Annotated in this window: 19 protein-coding genes; 11 read left to right on the plus strand and 8 right to left on the minus strand. The window is 33.6% G+C overall.

Annotated features, from left to right (window positions below; translation table 11 throughout):
• Positions 1-62 precede the first annotated feature (62 nt).
• From AC4FQ3_RS10745 to AC4FQ3_RS10775, 7 genes are all read left to right on the plus strand, one after another.
• Positions 63-1,076: a helix-turn-helix transcriptional regulator gene (locus AC4FQ3_RS10745; protein WP_491181852.1), complete on the plus strand. Its 1,014-nt coding sequence runs from the start codon at positions 63-65 to the stop codon at positions 1,074-1,076.
• A gap of 248 nt (positions 1,077-1,324) precedes the next feature.
• Positions 1,325-1,771, plus strand: a complete 447-nt coding sequence (locus AC4FQ3_RS10750; RefSeq protein WP_042563102.1) for a MarR family winged helix-turn-helix transcriptional regulator — start codon at positions 1,325-1,327, stop codon at positions 1,769-1,771.
• A gap of 70 nt (positions 1,772-1,841) precedes the next feature.
• Positions 1,842-4,232 carry a 3-hydroxyacyl-CoA dehydrogenase/enoyl-CoA hydratase family protein gene (locus AC4FQ3_RS10755; RefSeq protein WP_491181853.1) on the plus strand — a complete coding sequence of 797 codons (2,391 nt, stop codon included), beginning with the start codon at positions 1,842-1,844 and terminating at the stop codon, positions 4,230-4,232.
• 102 nt (positions 4,233-4,334) lie between these two features.
• Positions 4,335-5,516, plus strand: a complete 1,182-nt coding sequence (locus AC4FQ3_RS10760; RefSeq protein ID WP_073395273.1) for an acetyl-CoA C-acyltransferase — start codon at positions 4,335-4,337, stop codon at positions 5,514-5,516.
• Between the two features lie 113 nt (positions 5,517-5,629).
• A complete protein-coding gene (locus tag AC4FQ3_RS10765) occupies positions 5,630-5,995 on the plus strand; it encodes a four helix bundle protein (RefSeq protein ID WP_491181854.1) in 366 nt (121 codons plus the stop codon).
• Between the two features lie 33 nt (positions 5,996-6,028).
• Positions 6,029-7,834: an acyl-CoA dehydrogenase FadE gene (locus AC4FQ3_RS10770; protein ID WP_302097021.1), complete on the plus strand. Its 1,806-nt coding sequence runs from the start codon at positions 6,029-6,031 to the stop codon at positions 7,832-7,834.
• Positions 7,835-8,120: 286 nt separating this feature from the next.
• Complete coding sequence (locus AC4FQ3_RS10775; protein WP_491181855.1) at positions 8,121-9,215, plus strand: glycoside hydrolase family 18 protein; 1,095 nt, start codon at positions 8,121-8,123, stop codon at positions 9,213-9,215.
• A 54-nt stretch (positions 9,216-9,269) separates the two neighbouring features.
• Here AC4FQ3_RS10775 and AC4FQ3_RS10780 read toward each other — a convergent pair whose 3' ends face one another.
• On the minus strand, positions 9,270-9,788 hold the full coding sequence (locus tag AC4FQ3_RS10780) for a DUF4251 domain-containing protein (RefSeq protein ID WP_491181856.1): 519 nt from the start codon (positions 9,786-9,788) through the stop codon (positions 9,270-9,272).
• A 5-nt stretch (positions 9,789-9,793) separates the two neighbouring features.
• Positions 9,794-10,219: an META domain-containing protein gene (locus AC4FQ3_RS10785; protein ID WP_491181857.1), complete on the minus strand. Its 426-nt coding sequence runs from the start codon at positions 10,217-10,219 to the stop codon at positions 9,794-9,796.
• A gap of 188 nt (positions 10,220-10,407) precedes the next feature.
• Here AC4FQ3_RS10785 and AC4FQ3_RS10790 point away from each other — a divergent pair, with 188 nt between their 5' ends.
• Together AC4FQ3_RS10790 and AC4FQ3_RS10795 are read left to right on the plus strand one after the other, a co-directional pair.
• Entirely contained in the window at positions 10,408-10,935 is a 528-nt protein-coding gene (locus tag AC4FQ3_RS10790) for a superoxide dismutase family protein (RefSeq protein WP_491181858.1), read from the plus strand.
• A gap of 106 nt (positions 10,936-11,041) precedes the next feature.
• The gene (locus AC4FQ3_RS10795; protein ID WP_491181859.1) at positions 11,042-12,244 is read left to right on the plus strand and encodes an LETM1-related biofilm-associated protein; all 1,203 of its coding nucleotides are present in this window, start codon (positions 11,042-11,044) and stop codon (positions 12,242-12,244) included.
• Between the two features lie 34 nt (positions 12,245-12,278).
• Here the strand turns inward: AC4FQ3_RS10795 and can are convergent, their stop codons facing one another.
• The 4 genes from can to AC4FQ3_RS10815 all read right to left on the minus strand — a co-directional run bounded on the left by can (position 12,279) and on the right by AC4FQ3_RS10815 (position 15,668).
• The gene (gene can, locus AC4FQ3_RS10800) at positions 12,279-12,917 is read right to left on the minus strand and encodes a carbonate dehydratase (protein ID WP_042563110.1); all 639 of its coding nucleotides are present in this window, start codon (positions 12,915-12,917) and stop codon (positions 12,279-12,281) included.
• A 126-nt stretch (positions 12,918-13,043) separates the two neighbouring features.
• The gene (locus AC4FQ3_RS10805) at positions 13,044-14,693 is read right to left on the minus strand and encodes a SulP family inorganic anion transporter (protein ID WP_042563111.1); all 1,650 of its coding nucleotides are present in this window, start codon (positions 14,691-14,693) and stop codon (positions 13,044-13,046) included.
• Between the two features lie 78 nt (positions 14,694-14,771).
• Complete coding sequence (locus tag AC4FQ3_RS10810; RefSeq protein WP_242607161.1) at positions 14,772-14,984, minus strand: hypothetical protein; 213 nt, start codon at positions 14,982-14,984, stop codon at positions 14,772-14,774.
• 204 nt (positions 14,985-15,188) lie between these two features.
• Positions 15,189-15,668 (minus strand): Dps family protein, encoded by a 480-nt coding sequence (locus AC4FQ3_RS10815; RefSeq protein ID WP_042563113.1) that lies wholly within the window; start codon positions 15,666-15,668, stop codon positions 15,189-15,191.
• 109 nt (positions 15,669-15,777) lie between these two features.
• Here AC4FQ3_RS10815 and AC4FQ3_RS10820 point away from each other — a divergent pair, with 109 nt between their 5' ends.
• On the plus strand, positions 15,778-16,722 hold the full coding sequence (locus AC4FQ3_RS10820; RefSeq protein ID WP_073395279.1) for a LysR substrate-binding domain-containing protein: 945 nt from the start codon (positions 15,778-15,780) through the stop codon (positions 16,720-16,722).
• A 31-nt stretch (positions 16,723-16,753) separates the two neighbouring features.
• Here AC4FQ3_RS10820 and AC4FQ3_RS10825 read toward each other — a convergent pair whose 3' ends face one another.
• The gene (locus AC4FQ3_RS10825) at positions 16,754-16,951 is read right to left on the minus strand and encodes a hypothetical protein (protein WP_042563115.1); all 198 of its coding nucleotides are present in this window, start codon (positions 16,949-16,951) and stop codon (positions 16,754-16,756) included.
• A 165-nt stretch (positions 16,952-17,116) separates the two neighbouring features.
• Positions 17,117-17,782: a tRNA (5-methylaminomethyl-2-thiouridine)(34)-methyltransferase MnmC2 gene (mnmC2, locus tag AC4FQ3_RS10830; RefSeq protein ID WP_491181860.1), complete on the minus strand. Its 666-nt coding sequence runs from the start codon at positions 17,780-17,782 to the stop codon at positions 17,117-17,119.
• Positions 17,783-18,090: 308 nt separating this feature from the next.
• Between mnmC2 and AC4FQ3_RS10835 the strand changes: the two genes are divergently transcribed.
• The gene (locus tag AC4FQ3_RS10835) at positions 18,091-19,161 is read left to right on the plus strand and encodes a branched-chain amino acid aminotransferase (RefSeq protein ID WP_491181861.1); all 1,071 of its coding nucleotides are present in this window, start codon (positions 18,091-18,093) and stop codon (positions 19,159-19,161) included.
• The last annotated feature ends 170 nt before the right edge of the window (positions 19,162-19,331 follow it).

The raw sequence follows: 19,331 nt of genomic DNA on the forward strand, positions 1-19,331 counted from the left end.
CACCAAAATAATGAGAAAGTAAATCAAAATCAATTCATAATTTAAAGTTTAAACATATAAAAATGTCTCAAAATAAAAACGCTTTAATTCGGTATAAAACGATAGACAAATGTCTACAAAATAAATACCGGCAATGGACTTTGGAGGATTTGATTGAAGCTTGTTCTGAAGCTTTGTTTGAATACGAAGGCCGCGAAAACTCTATTAGCAAACGAACTATTCAAATGGATATTCAGTTGATGCGAAGTGAAAAACTGGGTTATAACGCGCCAATTGTGGTTTACGATAAAAAGTATTACAAATATGAAGACGATGAATTTTCGATAACGGATATTCCGCTGACGGAAACGGATATGAATGTTTTAACGGAGACGGTTTCGATGTTGAAACAATTTAAGGATTTCTCCTTATTTAATGATGTATCAGATATTCTGCAGCGTTTGGAGGATAAAATCTATGCCGAAAAATCGCATACCAAACCGGTTATTTATCTCGATAAAAACGACAATTTAAAAGGACTTCATTATCTGGACGAAATTTATCAGGCGATTATTAAAAAGGTTACACTTGTTATTACGTATAAATCATTTAAATCTATTGAGGAAAGTAAGTTTCATTTTCATCCTTTTATTTTGAAGGAATTTAATAATCGCTGGTTTCTTATCGGGAAGAAAAAAGGTTCTGCTCCTGTTAGCAATTTGGCTTTGGATAGAATTATTGCGATTGATTATGATTTTAATCTTCCGTATTTGGAAGAAGATTTTGATGCTGAATCATTTTATAAGAATATCATTGGCGTAACGGTAAATTCTGGTTTGCAGCCACGACGCATTGAACTTTGGATAAACCCTGAAAATGCACCTTATGTATTAACGAAACCCTTGCATCAAAGTCAAAGACTGATTCAGGAAAACGAAGATAAAAGTGTTATTGTGCATTTGTTTATTTCGCCTAATTATGAAATGGAACGCCTTTTATTGGGTTTTGGCGACGGAATTGAAATTCTGCGTCCGGAAAACCTGCGAAATCGCATGAAAAAGATACTTCAAAAGGCATTAAATCGTTATGATGAATAAAATTTATTCGCATTTAAACTCTTATTATTTTACATAAAGAATAATTAAAGACCTATTTAAGAGGCATAATCTTTTTTTAGAATCTTAAATTTGTATAAATCTCAAAAAAGAATAGTATATTTCAATTCCAAAACTAACCCTAAACTCCTCTATTTCAGAGGGATTTTTTTACTAACCAAAAATTTATTAAAAAATTATATGCATGCATAGTATTTTTTGATTATATTTGAAATCGATATAGTTACAATATGAAAGACAAAACGATAGATTATATTTTAAGAGCCACCTGGCAAGCTGTATCAAGAATGTATAATGAAGAAGCAGCCAAATACGACGCAACAATGGCGACCGGATTTGCTCTTTTAAGTATTGATAAAGAAGAAGGAACCCCGTCGACAGCTTTAGGGCCAAGAATGGGAATGGAAGCTACGAGCCTTACCAGAACATTGAAATCTATGGAAGACAAAGGTTTGATTGTTCGCAAAAAAAACCCAAGTGATGGTCGCGGTGTTTTAATTTACCTGACTGAATTTGGAAAAGAAAAAAGAGATTTATCTAAAAATACAGTTCTGAAATTTAATGAAACAATTAGAAAACATGTTTCTGACGAAAAACTGAAACATTTTATCGAAGTTTCTGAAATTATAAACGAATTAATTCAGGACAAAAACATATTTACCCAAACAGAAAAATAGAAAATGAATAACCCGATTTTTATCAAAACGGGAAACTTCAAATTCAAATAAAAAACAAATATTAACTACTATGAAACGCACGATTAAAAAAGTTGCTGTAATTGGATCCGGAATCATGGGTTCAGGAATAGCTTGTCATTTTGCCAATATTGGTGTTGAAGTTTTACTGCTTGACATCGTACCACGCGAGTTGACAGAAGCTGAAACTAAAAAAGGATTAACGCTTGAAAGCAAAGTTGTTCGCAACCGAGTGGTAAACGAGCACTTAGCGAATTCATTAAAATCGAAACCGTCTCCTATTTACAGTCAAAAATTTGCAAGCCGAATCACGACTGGAAATACGACTGATGATATAGCAAAAATTGCCAATGTTGACTGGATTATTGAAGTTGTAGTAGAACGTTTGGATATCAAAAAGCTGGTATTTGAACAAATTGAAAAATTCCGTACACCGGGAACTTTGGTTACTTCAAACACTTCTGGTATTCCGATTCATTTTATGAGCGAAGGTAGAAGCGAAGATTTTCAACAACACTTCTGCGGAACTCACTTTTTTAACCCTGCGCGTTACTTAAAATTATTTGAAATTATTCCTGGTCCAAAAACGTCGAATGAAGTATTGGATTTCTTAAACGAATACGGTTCTAAATTTTTAGGAAAAACTTCGGTTGTTGCTAAAGATACTCCGGCGTTTATTGGAAACAGAATTGGTATTTACGGCATTCAGAGTTTATTTCATTTGGTAAAAGAAATGGGATTAACGATTGAAGAAGTGGATAAATTGACTGGTCCGGTAATTGGTCGTCCAAAATCGGCTACTTTCCGTACCGTTGACGTTGTTGGTTTAGATACTTTGGTACACGTTGCCAATGGTATTTATGAAAACTGCCCAACAGACGAACAACACGATTTGTTTAAACTTCCTGATTTTGTCAACAAAATGATGGAAAACAAATGGTTGGGAAGCAAAACTGGACAAGGTTTTTATAAAAAAGTAGATAAAGATATTCTTTCTTTAGACTTAGATACATTAGAATACCGCGCTGCTAAAAAAGCAAATTTCGCGACGCTTGAGCTAACAAAAACTATTGATAAACCAATCAATCGTTTTAAAGTTTTAGTAAAAGGAACAGACAAAGCGGGAGAATTCTACCGTAAGAGTTTCTCTGGAATGTTTGCTTATGTGTCAAACAGAATTCCTGAAATCTCAGACGAATTATATAAAATTGATGATGCCATGAAAGCTGGTTTTGGATGGGAAAATGGTCCATTCGAAATCTGGGATGCAATTGGTGTTGCCAAAGGAATCGAAATCATGAAAGCAGAAGGTTTAGAGCCTGCTGCATGGGTTACAGAAATGCTTGCTTCTGGAAGCGAAAGTTTCTATTCTGTTAAAGAAGGAGCAACTTATTTCTATAACATTCCAACAAAATCACAAGTAAAAGTTCCTGGACAAGATGCATTTATTATTCTGAACAATATCCGCGAAAGCAAAAAAGTTTGGAGCAATAGTGGTGCAATCATTCAGGATTTAGGAGATGGAATTTTAAACTTAGAATTCCAATCTAAAATGAATACAATTGGTGGCGATGTACTTCAGGCTATCAATAAAGCAATCGACTTATCTGAAAAAGAATATCAAGGTTTGGTTATTGGTAATCAGGCAGCAAATTTCTCTGTTGGAGCTAATATCGGAATGATTTTCATGATGGCAGTTGAGCAGGAATATGACGAATTGAACATGGCTATCAAATTGTTCCAGGACACGATGATGCGCGTTCGTTACTCTTCTATTCCTGTTGTTGTAGCACCTCACGGAATGACTTTTGGCGGTGGATGCGAAATGAGCTTACACGCTGATAAAGTGGTTGCTGCCGCAGAAACTTACATGGGATTGGTTGAATTTGGTGTTGGTGTACTTCCTGGTGGTGGTGGATCTAAAGAAATGGCATTAAGAGCTTCAGATTTATTCCGTAAAAACGACGTGGAATTGAACGTACTTCAAGAGTATTTCTTAACAATCGCTATGGCAAAAGTTTCGACTTCTGGTTATGAAGCTTTTGATACAGGACTTCTTCAACATGGAAAAGACGTTATCGTAGTAAACAAAGACCGTCAGATTGCCGAAGCTAAAAAACATGCTTTGTTAATGGCAGAAGCTGGTTATACACAACCTATCAGAAGAACTGATGTTAAGGTTTTAGGTAAACAAGCACTTGGAATGTTCTTAGTTGGAACAGACCAAATGGAAGCTGGAAAATACATTTCTGAGCACGATAAAAAAATCGCTAACAAACTGGCTTATGTAATGGCCGGTGGTGATTTATCTGAAGCAACTTTAGTTTCTGAGCAATATTTATTAGATATCGAACGTGAAGCTTTCCTGAGTTTATGTACAGAAAGAAAGACTTTAGAAAGAATTCAATATATGTTAACTAAAGGAAAACCACTTCGTAATTAGAAAAATAGAACAAAGATGCAAGAAGCAAGACTTCAAAACTAGTTTTGTCTTTTCTCTTGCTTCTTGCCTCTTTCTTCTAAAAATCTTAAAAAAACAAAACAAATGAAAACAGCATATATAGTAAAAGCATATAGAACCGCAGTTGGAAAAGCACCAAAAGGGGTTTTTAGATTTAAAAGACCTGATGAATTAGCAGCAGAAACTATTCAGTTTATGATGGATGAACTGCCTGATTTTGACAAAAAACGTATCGATGACGTTATGGTAGGAAATGCCATGCCGGAAGCAGAACAAGGACTTAACGTTGGACGTTTGATCTCTTTAATGGGATTAAAAGTTGAAGACGTTCCTGGTGTAACGGTTAACCGTTATTGCGCATCCGGATTAGAAACTATCGGAATGGCAACTGCTAAAATCCAATCTGGAATGGCAGATTGTATCATTGCTGGTGGAGCTGAAAGCATGAGTTTTATTCCAATGGGAGGTTACAAACCAACTCCGGATTATAAAGTTGCTGCTGCAGGTCACGAAGATTACTATTGGGGAATGGGTTTAACGGCTGAAGCGGTTGCCAACCAATATAAAATTTCAAGAGAAGATCAGGATGAGTTTGCTTACAACTCTCATATGAAAGCGTTGAAAGCTCAGGCTGAAGGTAAATTCGACAAACAAATCGTTCCGATTACTGTTGACCAGACTTTCATCAATGAAAATGGAAAAAAAGAAACTAAATCATACGTTGTTAAACAAGACGAAGGTCCAAGAGCCGGAACATCAGTTGCCGCTTTAGCCGGATTGAGACCTGTTTTTGCTGCTGACGGAAGCGTTACAGCAGGTAACTCATCACAAATGAGTGATGGTGCTGCTTTTGTTTTAATCATGAGTGAGGACATGGTTAAAGAATTGAATCTTGAGCCAATTGCCAGATTAGTAAATTTTGCTTCATCTGGTGTTGAACCAAGAATTATGGGTATCGGTCCTGTAAAAGCAATTCCGAAAGCCTTAAAACAAGCTGGTTTAGAATTGAAAGATATTGACTTAGTTGAATTAAACGAAGCTTTTGCTTCTCAGTCTTTGGCTGTAATTCGCGAATTAGGTTTAAATCCTGATATCGTAAACGTAAACGGTGGAGCTATCGCTTTAGGTCACCCTCTGGGATGTACAGGCGCTAAGCTTTCTGTTCAGTTATTCGATGAGATGAAACGCAGAGGTAATAAATACGGAATTGTTTCTATGTGTGTGGGGACTGGACAAGGTTCTGCAGGGATTTACGAGGTTCTTTAAAAGAGAGAATAGAGCCAAGAAGCAAGAGGAAAGATTTTTTTGAGGAGAATGAGATAAGAGTAATAAAAAACTTACTTTTTAAATTCATACTTTTTTACCTTGGCTTAAAAAACATGAGACATAATTTTAAGAATTTGAAAATTTGGATTTTAGCTATGAATATTACAAATGATATTTATAAACTAACATTAACTTTTCCAAAATTCGAAATATACAGCTTGACAAGTCAAATGAACAGATGCTCCGTTTCGATGCCGTCAAATATTGCAGAAGGTTCAAACAGAGGAAATAAACATTTTCAACATTATTTGAATATTAGTTTAGGTTCTTCATTTGAATTGCAAACACAATTGTTAATAGCGTATCAGAATGAGTATTTAACAAAGGAAAAAACAGAAGAAATAGAAAACAAAATAATTGAATTTCAAAAGATGACTACGGGTTTCATAAGTAAGTTAGACAAAAATCTTTCTTCTTGATTCTTTCATCTTTTACCTAAAAAAACAAAAGCAATGGCAGATACAATCGAAAAAAACGTAACCCGTGGTGGTCAGTTTTTAGTTAAAGAAACAAAGTGCGAAGATATCTTTACACCAGAAGATTTTTCGGAAGAGCAGTTAATGATGCGTGACTCTGTGAAGGAGTTTGTAGACAAAGAAATTTGGCCTAACAAAAATCGCTTTGAGAAAAAAGATTACGCTTTTACTGAAGAAAGTATGCGTAAAGCTGGTGAATTGGGACTTCTTGGAGTTGCTGTTCCGGAAGAATACGGTGGATTAGGAATGGGATTCGTATCAACAATGTTGGTTTGCGATTACATTTCTGGTGCTACAGGATCTTTCTCAACTGCTTTTGGAGCGCATACAGGTATTGGAACTATGCCAATTACACTTTATGGAACTGAAGAACAAAAGAAAAAATACGTTCCGAAATTGGCTTCCGGAGAATGGTTTGGAGCTTATTGCTTAACAGAACCAGGCGCAGGATCTGATGCTAACTCAGGAAAAACAAAAGCTGTTTTATCTGAAGATGGAACGCATTATAAAATTACAGGACAAAAAATGTGGATTTCGAATGCAGGTTTCTGCAGCGTTTTCATCGTTTTTGCCCGTATTGGAGATGATAAAAACATTACAGGTTTCATCGTTGAAAACGATCCGTCTAACGGAATTTCTATGAATGAAGAAGAGCATAAATTAGGAATCCGTGCTTCTTCTACACGTCAGGTTTTCTTCAACGAAACGAAAGTTCCGGTTGAAAACATGTTGTCTGAAAGAGGAAACGGTTTCAAAATTGCAATGAACGCATTAAACGTTGGTCGTATTAAATTGGCTGCTGCATGTCTTGATGCACAAAGAAGAGTTACTTCTGGAGCTGTAAAATATGCTAACGAAAGAATTCAGTTTAATACTGCAATTTCAAACTTTGGAGCAATTCGTTCTAAACTAGCTGAAATGGCTACTAGCGCTTATGCCGGAGAAAGTGCTTCTTACAGAGCTGCAAAAGATATCGAAGACAGAATCGCTGCCCGTGAAGCAGAAGGCACAAGTCATCAGGAAGCTGAATTGAAAGGTGTTGAAGAATATGCTATCGAATGTTCTATCCTAAAAGTGGCTGTTTCTGAAGATGTTCAGAATTGTGCTGACGAAGGAATTCAGGTTTTTGGTGGAATGGGATTCTCTGAAGACACTCCAATGGAAAGTGCCTGGAGAGATGCTCGTATCGCTCGTATTTATGAAGGTACAAACGAAATCAACAGAATGCTTTCTGTAGGTATGCTGATCAAAAAAGCTATGAAAGGTCACGTTGATTTATTAGGACCTGCAATGAAAGTTCAGGAAGAATTAATGGGAATTCCATCTTTTGATACTCCTGATTTCTCTGAATTATTTGCTGAAGAAAAAGGAATCATAGCTAACCTGAAAAAAGTTTTCTTAATGGTTGCCGGAAGCGCTGTTCAAAAATACGGTCCGGATTTAGATTCTCACCAACAGTTATTAATGGCTGCTTCTGATATCTTAATCGAGATCTATATGGCTGAAAGTACTATTCTTAGAACTGAAAAATTAGCCAAAAATCAAGGTGAAGCTAAAGTACAAGAGCAAATTGCTATGGCAAAATTATACTTATACAAAGCTGTAGATATCGTAAATTTAAGAGGAAAAGAAGGAATCGCTTCTTTCTCTGAAGGTGACGAACAACGTATGATGTTAATGGGATTAAAACGTTTTACAAAATACACCAACTTGCCAAACGTAGTGGCACTAAGAGAAACAATTACCAATAAATTAGTTGCAGAAAACGAATACTGCTTCTAATACAAAAATAGTTTTTAGCTTTTAATTTGTTTAAACCCGCACTAATCCGAAACAGTGCGGGTTTATTTTTTTTTTTTCACTATGTGAATTTTTTTTTCACCATATTGTAGAGGCGCACAGCAGTGCGTCTCCGCTTTGTGTAAGACGCACTGCTGTGCGCCTCTACATTATCATGCGAACCATTTCACAAATCTTTATTAAAATTACAATTCTGTTACATATTCTATAGCAATTTTTATATTCTAATGTTTTATATTTAGCATTTCAAAAAACTAATAGCTTAAAAATGAAACAAATTAACCTGATTGCCCTTTTATTATTTTGTGCTCTTACTACAAATCTTTTTGCACAAAAAAATAAAAAAATGGATGTCATTGCTTACTATACTGGTGATGATAAACTAATTAACGAATACGAAGTAAACAAACTAAATCAAATTATTTTTAGTTTTTGTCATCTAAAAGACGGAAAACTAAGTGTAGATTCTGCTAAAGATTCTACTACAATTAAACATCTGGTTTCCTTAAAAGCTTCAAATCCACAACTAAAAATTGTACTTTCACTTGGTGGTTGGGGAGGTTGCGAACCTTGTTCTGCAGCATTTTCGACTGCTGAAGGAAGATTGAAATTTGCAAAATCCGTAAAAGAAGTAAGTACTTATTTTAAAGTTGACGGCTTAGATCTTGATTGGGAATATCCTGCAATTGAAGGACTTCCGGGTCATTTATTTCAACCTGCCGATAAACCTAATTTTACAGAATTAATCAAAATACTGCGTTCTACTTTAGGAAAAAAATACGAATTGAGTTTTGCTGCCGGAGGTTTTCAAAAATATCTTGACGAATCTATCGACTGGAAAGCAATTACACCATTAGTAAATCGTATCAATATTATGAGTTACGATTTGGTAAACGGTTATTCTAAAGTTACAGGACATCATACGCCATTATACAGCACAAATCCTAATGAAGAATCTACAGACAGAGCGGTTACTTTTTTACTAAAACAAGGAGTTCCTGCTGAAAAACTAATTATTGGCGGTGCCTTTTATTCGAGAACATGGAAAAATGTAGAAAACGTAAATAATGGCCTATACCAAGCCGGAGAACATATTCAGGGCGCTGATTTCAAAAACTTTGCTACAACTTATACAGAAGCAAATGGCTGGAAATATTTTTATGATGAAAAAGCACAAGCACCATATTGGTATAATGCGGGTACAAAAACATTTGCAACATCTGATGATATTAAGTCTATCAAAGCAAAAACTGAATATGTAAAAGCTAAAAAATTAGGCGGAATTATGTTCTGGGAACTTACCTTGGATAGTCCAAAAAACGGAATGCTTAATGCTATTTATGAAGTTAAAACAGCTAAATAAATTCTTTTAAAAGAATAAAAAACGGCAGTTGCCTTAGAGATAACTGCCGTTTTTTTATTTTTTAGTTTCGCTCTCTTTCGGAGCACGAATTCTTCCATCGTAAGAAATGGATGCTCTGTTATTACTATTGATACTAACCGATGTACCGCCATCATAAAAAATAGTAAACAAAAGATCATACACATCATTTGTTCCCTTAACGGTTGTTTTGATCAGGTATTTTTTTCCCTTTTGTTCTACTTTGATGTTTTCCGGTTTTCCTTTAAATTTTATTCCGCCATCTGCCCCATACCCTACGTTGAATGCTCTTCCAAAAAAAGGCAAATCGCAAACTACATTTTCTGAAGTAAATTTTATAAAATAAGTATTGTAATCTAAATTAAGCATTCTGGTTCCTTGCGGATACGCTTTCTCTGCATCAAAAACAAAATTTTTAGAATTGATAAGTGCTTCAATTTCTTTTTGTTTTTGAAGTTCTCTTTCTTGTTTTAATTCTTTTTTGGTTTTTTCCTGCGCAAAACCATCAAAACTAAAGAAACAAAACAGCATCAATAAAATGGCTACCCTTTTCATGATTTCTATTTTTTAGTGAATCGCATCATGGCAATATCACCGGACATTAAATTCAGTGTTTTGCCATCATCTGTAATATCGTACGAAGTTATTTTTTGCAGCGTATTGATATACGTCTGCTCCCCTTGCCCATCTCCACACATCATTTTGGTCATTGCCATTGGTTGTGTAAAATCAATTTTGTTGCCGTCAACGCTCAATTTTCCTGTGTATGAATTACAGCTGCTATTACCCGAAACACGGTTTTCTTTTGAGTCAAAAACTATTGTTGGTTTTTTATTTGGGTATAAACCATCAAAAGCAATTCTTGGTCCTGAAATATAATTAAGTTCCCAGGTTCCGTCAAGTTTAGAAACTGTACCTGTTTTTGTGCATTTACATGAGATCGATACAAGCCCTAAAAAAACTAAAATTAAAGCATTCTTTATCATAATATTACTGATTAAATTTAAAATTTCAATTAAATTATTTACGTAAAATCGTACCCAGAACTGAATCATTTTTATAAAAACAGGAACAAAGCAAAACCAATAGTTTTGGTTTTTTTTAACTTTTGGCCTCAGAGAGTTTCAGTAATTTTATGCTAAATTTACTTATTATTTAATTAAATGCCTTAAAAATGAAAAAAATAATCCTCTCTTTCGCTATAATTACAGCCTTAATTGTTGGTTGTAAAACAAGTACAAAATCTAATGATGCTAAAACTTTAACGGTTGCACTGGAACCAAAAAGTGGCAGCACTGTTACCGGAACAGCAACTTTTACTGAGAAAAATGGAAAAGTAACATTTACAGCAAAAATGGCCGGATTACAACCCGGAGTTCACGCTATACACATTCACGAAAAAGCAGATTGTTCTGCAGCTGATGCAAGTTCTGCAGGTGGACACTGGAATCCAACGTTTAAAAAGCACGGAAAATGGGAAGTTGGAGAGTATCACAAAGGTGATATCGGAAACTTTACCGCAGATGCCCAAGGTAATGGTTCTATCACATTGACTACTGACGAATGGTGTATCGGCTGTGAAGATGAAACCAAAAATATACTAGGAAAAGGTTTAATCGTGCATCAGGGAACGGATGATTTTACCACTCAGCCAACCGGAAATGCAGGCGGTCGAGCGGCTTGTGCAGGAATTATCAAGTAAAAGCATAATAACCACTATTTTTTCACAAAATTTAGTGGTTATTTCATTTAAAATTTAAACATACCACAAGAAAAAGATATAGCTTTGTAGCCTCAAACTAGTAATAATGATTAACCCATCGGCACCCGGCTGGATCGATAAATTTTTTAGCGAACAAAAGTTCTCAGAAGCAATTCCTTTTGAAACTGTGGATTCTTTTTACTACAAAGTGAGAGAAACCGGCTTTATCTATGGGCACATTATTTCGATTGATTCCCAAATTCCAATTCCGATAAAAGGCTGGTTTAAAACCGAAATTTCTAAAATTGCCTTATTAAATACTTTATATGGTGTTTTTTGTTTAGAAAAAAGAAATTCCGAACCAAAGAATTTTATTGCAGAGGTTTTAAGGTTCTACAATGAAATGAATCCTGAGGGCTTTAATCTTTTTAAAATTTTACTTCCAAAAGATACTCCTTCCCTTTCTTTAGAAAATATAATCGATGAAAGAGTTCAGACTAATGATAGTATTATTAGTAAAAACTTTTCGCATTTGGTAACCAACGCTTTGTTGTTTATAGATGTTTTGGCTTTCAGACAGTATTTGGCTCATGGTGAAATTCCCGAGAAATATTTAAAACGAATTGAAGAAACGGTACTTGGTATTGTTGGTTTGGCTTTAAAAACCAAAACAGTAAAATCACAACATGACGATTTATTGATTAAACTTTTTGAGGCTTCTATTCGCTATTCAAAATTTTCAAAAGTTACTGTTGAGACTTTAGAAACCTTACAATTAGACTATTTCATCAACAGATTAGAGCAATACTATTTGATTGATATGGCAGGAATGGCTTTATGGAGCGATGGTGTTGTAGAAAATGAAGAAGCTTATTTTCTATATTCATTAGGATCGATGTTGCGTGTTTCTGATAATTTTGTAACACAAAGTATTGATACTACACATAGTTTTATTACAACCCATAAACATAAAATTCCTTATTTTAATTACTCAAACCCAGTAAAGCATTTTTACGACCAAATGACGCATACGGTTGTAAAACTGATTATAAGAAATAAAAACAGACTTGTTAGGGAAATTGTTCAAAGCAAAGAATTAATGGTTCTTTTGGCTCATTCTACAACGAGGGATCTGGATGCGAAAGAAAAGAAAAAAGTAAAAAAACAGATTTTGGATATCTGTAAAACGATCCCGTCGCTTACTATATTTTTACTTCCGGGAGGAAGTTTGTTATTACCGATTTTAATCAAGTTTATTCCAACCATGTTACCATCGGCATTTAATGAAAATCTAGACGAAAACGAATAAAAAAAATCGCCCTTTTGAGGCGATTTTTTATTTCTTATAAATTACTAAGCTGGTAAACTTCGTCTAATTCATCATTCGAAGCAATATTTACATTCAAATCGGTTACAAAACCAGAATTTAAACCGTAAACCCATCCGTGAAGCATTAAATCCTGACCATTTTTCCACGCACCTTGTACAATTGATGTTTTGGCTAAGTTGTAAACTTGTTCTTTAGCATTAATTTCAACAAAAGCATTAAAACGTTCTGTTTCGTCTTCAATTGAATTTAAATATTTATCATGTAAACGATATTCATCTTTAATATGACGAATCCAGTTATCAATAATTCCAACAGACATATTTCCCATTGCAGCTTTTACACCACCACAACCGTAATGTCCGCAAACAATAACGTGTTTTACTTTCAAAACATTTACTGCATAATCCAAAACACTTAACATATTCATATCAGAGTGTACGACCATGTTGGCAATATTTCTGTGTACAAAAACTTCACCCGGTTTAGCACCAATAATTTCGTTTGCAGGAACACGGCTGTCAGAACATCCAATCCATAACAATGGCGGTGTTTGTCCTTTTGCTAAATCTGCGAAATAATTTGGGTCTAATGCTAATGATTTTTCAACCCATTCTTTATTGTTGTCTAATAATTTTTGATAAAATTCTCTCATAATGTATTACTATTTTATAATGGCATTTATAGTGTCTAAAAATATCAATAAAGACTACTTTTTGTAAAGTTACCTAAATTCTGATATTTCTTCACTTTAGAAATACCTAAAATTTATTTAATTGTTTTAAAATTGTTCTTTTGTAACTTCTTTCTTAACCAGCGCTCTTTTTGCAACATCATAATAATGTTCAATCGAAACGTGATTGTTATTATCCGGCGTATTTTCTAATTCATACGCTTTTTTGAAACCTTTCAGTTTCACCTTAATATTTTCGTCAATTGCACGTGTTTCTTTAAACTCGCGAATTAAATCAAGAACATCATGAGCAATATATTCCGTATCATGAGCATTGATGATTACTTTTGAATTTTCAGGAATTTCACTCAATGTTAATTTAATTGCCGCTTTGTTCAAAAATGAAACTTCCTGCGCCAAATCGATATGAATAACATCTCCGTCTTCGTATTCTTCCTTTTTAAAGCTGTAGGCTCTTTTCAGGTTTCCTCTCAATACAAAAATAATACTGATGATGATTCCTAATGCCACACCTTTTAATAAATCGGTCGCTACAACAAATACCAAAGTGGCAATAAATGGCACAAACTGATATTTTCCTTTTTCCCAGAAATGGAAAAACGTTGCAGGTTTTGCTAATTTATATCCAACTAAAATCAAAACAGTTGCTAAAGTAGCCAACGGAATTTTGTTTAAAAGTGCCGGAATAGACAAAACACTTACTAATAAAAGTACACCGTGAATAATTGCCGACATTTTAGATTTTGCCCCGGCATTGTTATTTGCTGAAGATCTTACTACAACAGATGTCATTGGCAAACCTCCTAAAAGTGAACTTACTATATTACCAATTCCCTGAGCTCTAAGTTCAACATTGGTATCAGTATAACGTTTTTGAACGTCCATTCTATCTGAAGCCTCAATACACAACAAAGTTTCGATAGAAGCAACAATAGCGATGGTAACACCAACAACCCAAACCTGTGGATTTGTTACGGCAGAAAAATTTGGCGTAACTATAATAGATTTAAATTCATCAAAAGATTTTGGAACCGGTAAAGAAACCAAATGTTCTTTTGCTATCGCCAAAGAGCTTCCGGTAGCAATAAAAATTTCATTTAAGACTACTCCTAAAATAACAGCAATAAGCGCACCCGGAACTAATTTTAATCGCTTTAAAAAAGGAACTTTATCCCACGAAATTAAAATCGCCAGCGAAATTAATGAAATAACCACTGCCCCTAACTGAATATGATTGATAACATCGAATAAAAATGAAAATGAATTGCTTCCATCATTTTGAATAAATGCCTGATCGCCTTCAAAATCAGCATCGTAACCAAAAGCATGCGGAATTTGTTTTAGGATGATAATGATACCAATACCTGCTAACATTCCTTCGATAACATTGGTTGGAAAATAATTTGAAATACTTCCGGCTTTTAAAAATCCTAATGCTAACTGAATTGCCCCGGCAATAAAAACAGACATTAAAAATACATCGAAGGCACCAAAATCAGTGATTGCGGTTAAAACTATAGCTGTTAAACCAGCTGCGGGACCAGATACACTAACATGTGACTGGCTTAAAAACCCAACCACAATACCACCAATAACACCTGCGATAATTCCAGAAAATAAAGGCGCTCCAGAAGCCATTGCAATACCTAAACACAACGGAAGAGCCACCAAAAAAACCACTAAACCTGAAGCAAAATCAGATTTAAGGTTGGCAAAAAGATTAATTTTTTTTGACATAATACAATACTAATAATTGATACATAAAAGATCTACTGTATTTATGATAGAATACAGTTTTTTAAATAATCGGAAGTATTATGACAAGTTGGGAGGTGGAGCAAAAATGCTCTGAGAAATATTATCAAGTTTGGCAATATTTTCAGAAACTATTGTTCTTTTTTCAATATAAGCAGGCAATAAAACTTCATGTTGAAGTATTGCCGGATGAACAGTTGCTTTAAGTTCTTTATGTGAATGCTCTTCTTCAGAAAAACTGAAAGATAAAGACGTATTATTACATTTCTTCATCAACGTTACTACTGTAGGAGTTGATAAGAAGGCAATAAATATGAATAATAATATGCGAGCAACTAATTTCATTGTGGCAAAAATAGCGTTAAACAAATAAAATCAAAGCGAAGAACGTAAAATTTTATAGAAATTTAACAAAAATAAAAAACAGAATGATGTTTAATTAACCATTCTGTTTCTAATTTATTTATAAAGAGCTTTTTACAACTCTTCTTCAAGCCAGGCATTCATCATCCAAATTGTTTTTTCCTGTTCGGCAATGAAATCACTCATCATAGAATTTGTTCCTTCATCATTGATTTCTGCAGCTTTATTAAGAATTTCTCTTTCAATTTTTAATAAATCAGATAAAGAATTAACGATTAAATGAACCGCTTTCTCATCATTTGAAATGTTTTTTCCAACCGTTAATTTGTTATTTTGAATGTAATCTTCAAATGTATGCAACGGAGTTCCGCCTATGGTCAGGACTCTTTCGGCAATCATATCAATTTTCAATTGTGAATCTGTATATAATTCTTCGAATTTTACGTGTAAATCAAAGAAACGTTTTCCTCTAATATTCCAGTGAATTCCTCTTAAGTTTTGATAATAAACCTGAAAGTTTGATAATAAAACGTTTAGCTCTTTTACTAATAATTCTGACTCTTTTACAGGTAATCCTAAAATATTTGTTTTCATGTTTTTATTGTTTTTACAGTAACTTACTACAAATTTAGAGGAAGTTCTTTAAAAAAAGTATAAAAAAAAATTATATTTTCTTATTTTTGTATCAAAAATTACTATCAAAATGACGATAACTCAATTACAATATGTATTAGCTGTAGCCGAACATAAAAATTTTACCCTTGCTGCCGAAAAATGTTTTGTTACGCAACCCACTTTAAGCATGCAGATTCAGAAAATTGAAGAAGAATTGAATATTTTAATTTTCGACAGAACAAAAAAACCAATCCAACTTACAGAAATTGGTCAAAAGATTGTAAATCAGGCCAAAAATATTGTAAATGAAGCTGATAGAATTAAAGATATTGTAGAACAGCAAAAAGGTTTTATTGGCGGAGAATTTCGTTTAGGAATTATTCCGACGATTATGCCAACGCTTTTACCTATGTTTTTAAATAATTTTATCAAGAAATATCCAAAAGTGAAGCTTTTAATTGAAGAATTAAATACGGATGAAATTATTGTAAAATTAAAAAACGGACATCTTGATGCTGCGATTGCCGCTACTCCATTAGAAGATGAAAAAATTAAAGAAATTGTTTTGTACTTCGAACCGTTTGTAGCTTATATTCCGGAACAGCATGCTAATTTTCAAAAGGACGAAATTGAAGTTGCCGATTTAAACATCAACGAAATTTTGCTTTTGCAGGATGGACATTGCTTTAGAGACGGAATTTTAAATTTATGCAAAAACGGAACTGATGTAGAACAAAATAATTTTCAGATTCAAAGCGGAAGTTTTGAAACCCTTATAAAATTAGCCGATGAAGGTTTGGGCACAACGTTACTTCCGTACTTGCACACCTTAGATTTGAAAGATTCCGATAAACTGAAACTACGAAACTTTAAGGAACCAAAACCTGCCCGCGAGGTAAGTTTAATTTACCCAAAGAGCGAATTAAAAATGCAAATTATTGACGCTCTCAGGTCTACAATTGCCGGAGTTGTAAAAGGTGCAATTGTTTTTCAAAATGTACAAATCATTAGCCCGCTGCATCAAAAGAAATAAAATAAAAAAGGAGCTGATTAGGCTCCTTTTTTTATACTTTGATGAGTAGTAAACTTGGTTTTAGTTCTGGTTTTTCAATAATAAAATTTAATAACCACTCTTGTAATTGCTCCATTTCGTATGGTAACAGCGTTTTGATAGCTTTTTCTAGTTCTTTACAGAAAAGTATCGGATCGAAACTTACTCTCTCAAGTATTGATTTCGTGTAATCAAACATCATTTTTGACATAATAAAATATGAATATGGGGGTTATTTATATTTCTAAACTCGCACCAAATGTAAACAAATATCACACATAAAGATGCTTTTTAACTTATTTTTTTAAAAATTTTAGCAACGAAACCGTTTTCTTAATAAATATAAATCAATATAGAACTATTCTAAATAACTGATTTAAGTGCTTTTAGTCGCTCTAAACATCTCACGCTTTCCTGGTGGTCCGGCTAACTTTTCTACGGTAAATCCTACCGAAATCATGCTCCTTTTAACAACTCCTCGGGCAGCATAAGTTACCAAAACACCATTTGGCTTTAAACTATTATACATTTTCTGAAAAATTTCTGTACTCCATAACTCCGGTTGAACTCTATATCCGAAGGCATCAAAGTAAATCAAATCAAAAATTTCATAATCGTCTATTTCATCAAAAAATTGTTTCCTTTTAGTTAACGAAAAGCAGGCACTAATTTCGGTTTTATTATTCCATTCACATTTATGCATTTTTTCAAAAATGTTATCGAATTCCAATGCGCCGAGTTCTGTCACATAATTCATTTCCAAAACTTCACTTCCATCAACAGGATATGCTTCTACCCCTACATAATCTATATTTTGCTGTTTTTGGTTTGCTTCCAGAAAAGTAATAAAAGCATTAAGTCCGGTACCAAAACCAATTTCAAGAATCGAAACGGGTTTATCACCAAATAATGAAAGTCCATTTTTTATAAATACGTGTTTTGCTTCCTGAATTGCGCCATGTTTAGAATGGTAACATTCATCCCATTCTTTCAAATGAATTGTCGTTGAGCCATCTAGCGTTTTAATTATTTCTCTTTCCACTTTTTTGAGATTACTAGCAGGATTTTATTCGTTTAAAACCCATTTTATTAGTCAAATTTACTCAAAACAAATGCGTAAAGCCTTAAAATTCGGTTGTTTTTTCATAAATTCTTTATAAAACTAAGTATTTTATTTCCGTTTATTATAAGATAAATAAATCTCAATTAAACACAGGAATTAATGCAGTTTTACCAAGCAAATTGTATAATTTTACTTAATTTTGCATTGAATAAAACCTATTTAACACCAAATCATCACTTTAGATTCATTTTATTGAGATGAACATTACATAAAAAACATACATTACTATGAGTACAACTCAAACAAACAAAATTGAAATCAGAAAAGCTACTTCGTCTAAAATAAGCGCAGTAGACTTTGAAAACTTAAGCTTTGGTGCTGTTTTTACAGACCATTTATTTGAATGTGATTTTAAAAATGGAGAGTGGCAAAATCCTGTCATTAAGCCTTATGCTCCTATTTTAATGGATCCATCTTCAAAAGTCTTCCATTACGGACAAGCTATTTTTGAAGGAATGAAAGCTTATAAGGATGAAAACAATGATGTTTGGTTGTTTAGACCTGATGAAAACTACAAACGTTTCAACAATTCTGCGGTTCGTATGGCAATGCCTGAAGTTCCAGAAGACATCTTCATGGAAGGTTTAAATGAATTATTGAAAATTGATCAGGAATGGATTCAGAGAGGAAATGGAAGCAGTATGTATATCCGTCCTTTTATGATTGCTACAGGACCCGGCGTAATTGCAAATCCTTCTGACGAATATAAATTCATGATTTTACTTTCTCCTGCAAAATCATATTATGGTGGCGAAGTAAAAGTAATTATTGCTGAACACTATAGTAGAGCTGCAAATGGTGGAATTGGTGCTGCAAAAGCGGCTGGAAACTATGCTGCACAGTTTTACCCAACTAATTTGGCAAACAAAGATGGTTTTCAACAAGTTATCTGGACAGATGATGCAACGCACACTAAATTGGAAGAAGCGGGAACAATGAACGTTTTCTTTAGAATTAATGATACTTTATTGACTGCTCCAACAAGTGAAAGAATTTTGGATGGTGTTACCAGAAAAAGTTTAATTGCTATGGCAGAAAAAGAAGGATTAAATATAGAAGTTCGTCCTGTTATTGTTTCAGAATTGGTAGAAGCTGCTAAAAACGGATCTTTGAAAGAAATTTTTGGAGCTGGAACTGCTGCTGTAATTAGTGTAATTAAAGGATTCTCCTATCAGGATGTTTATTATGAAATGGATCCTATTGAAAATTCATATGCTTCTTTATTAAAAGAGAAACTAACAAATCTTCAAAATAAATTATCTGAAGATACTTTTGGATGGACGGTTAAAGTTCAATAATCAAAAGATATTTATAAAAACAAACCCGACAGATTCTAAATTTGTCGGGTTTTCTATTTTATTATATTAAAATTGTAAAATATTTTAACACATAGAAACATAGATTTTTTAAAGCTTAAAAAAAGGCGTTTTACTTATTCTAAACACCAATAGCTATGTGGTATATTTTT

It is taken from the genome of Flavobacterium sp. AK-345 (genome assembly GCF_058310175.1).

Excerpts from the sequence above, each read along its gene's own strand:
- AC4FQ3_RS10745 (WP_491181852.1), top strand. The coding sequence starts at position 63 with ATGTCTCAAAATAAAAACGCTTTAATTCGGTATAAAACGATAGACAAA.
- AC4FQ3_RS10750 (WP_042563102.1), top strand. The coding sequence starts at position 1,325 with ATGAAAGACAAAACGATAGATTATATTTTAAGAGCCACCTGGCAAGCT.
- AC4FQ3_RS10755 (WP_491181853.1), top strand. The coding sequence starts at position 1,842 with ATGAAACGCACGATTAAAAAAGTTGCTGTAATTGGATCCGGAATCATG.
- AC4FQ3_RS10760 (WP_073395273.1), top strand. The coding sequence starts at position 4,335 with ATGAAAACAGCATATATAGTAAAAGCATATAGAACCGCAGTTGGAAAA.
- AC4FQ3_RS10765 (WP_491181854.1), top strand. The coding sequence starts at position 5,630 with ATGAGACATAATTTTAAGAATTTGAAAATTTGGATTTTAGCTATGAAT.
- AC4FQ3_RS10770 (WP_302097021.1), top strand. The coding sequence starts at position 6,029 with ATGGCAGATACAATCGAAAAAAACGTAACCCGTGGTGGTCAGTTTTTA.
- AC4FQ3_RS10775 (WP_491181855.1), top strand. The coding sequence starts at position 8,121 with ATGAAACAAATTAACCTGATTGCCCTTTTATTATTTTGTGCTCTTACT.
- AC4FQ3_RS10780 (WP_491181856.1), bottom strand. The coding sequence starts at position 9,788 with ATGAAAAGGGTAGCCATTTTATTGATGCTGTTTTGTTTCTTTAGTTTT.
- AC4FQ3_RS10785 (WP_491181857.1), bottom strand. The coding sequence starts at position 10,219 with ATGATAAAGAATGCTTTAATTTTAGTTTTTTTAGGGCTTGTATCGATC.
- AC4FQ3_RS10790 (WP_491181858.1), top strand. The coding sequence starts at position 10,408 with ATGAAAAAAATAATCCTCTCTTTCGCTATAATTACAGCCTTAATTGTT.
- AC4FQ3_RS10795 (WP_491181859.1), top strand. The coding sequence starts at position 11,042 with ATGATTAACCCATCGGCACCCGGCTGGATCGATAAATTTTTTAGCGAA.
- can (WP_042563110.1), bottom strand. The coding sequence starts at position 12,917 with ATGAGAGAATTTTATCAAAAATTATTAGACAACAATAAAGAATGGGTT.
- AC4FQ3_RS10805 (WP_042563111.1), bottom strand. The coding sequence starts at position 14,693 with ATGTCAAAAAAAATTAATCTTTTTGCCAACCTTAAATCTGATTTTGCT.
- AC4FQ3_RS10810 (WP_242607161.1), bottom strand. The coding sequence starts at position 14,984 with ATGAAGAAATGTAATAATACGTCTTTATCTTTCAGTTTTTCTGAAGAA.
- AC4FQ3_RS10815 (WP_042563113.1), bottom strand. The coding sequence starts at position 15,668 with ATGAAAACAAATATTTTAGGATTACCTGTAAAAGAGTCAGAATTATTA.
- AC4FQ3_RS10820 (WP_073395279.1), top strand. The coding sequence starts at position 15,778 with ATGACGATAACTCAATTACAATATGTATTAGCTGTAGCCGAACATAAA.
- AC4FQ3_RS10825 (WP_042563115.1), bottom strand. The coding sequence starts at position 16,951 with ATGTCAAAAATGATGTTTGATTACACGAAATCAATACTTGAGAGAGTA.
- AC4FQ3_RS10835 (WP_491181861.1), top strand. The coding sequence starts at position 18,091 with ATGAGTACAACTCAAACAAACAAAATTGAAATCAGAAAAGCTACTTCG.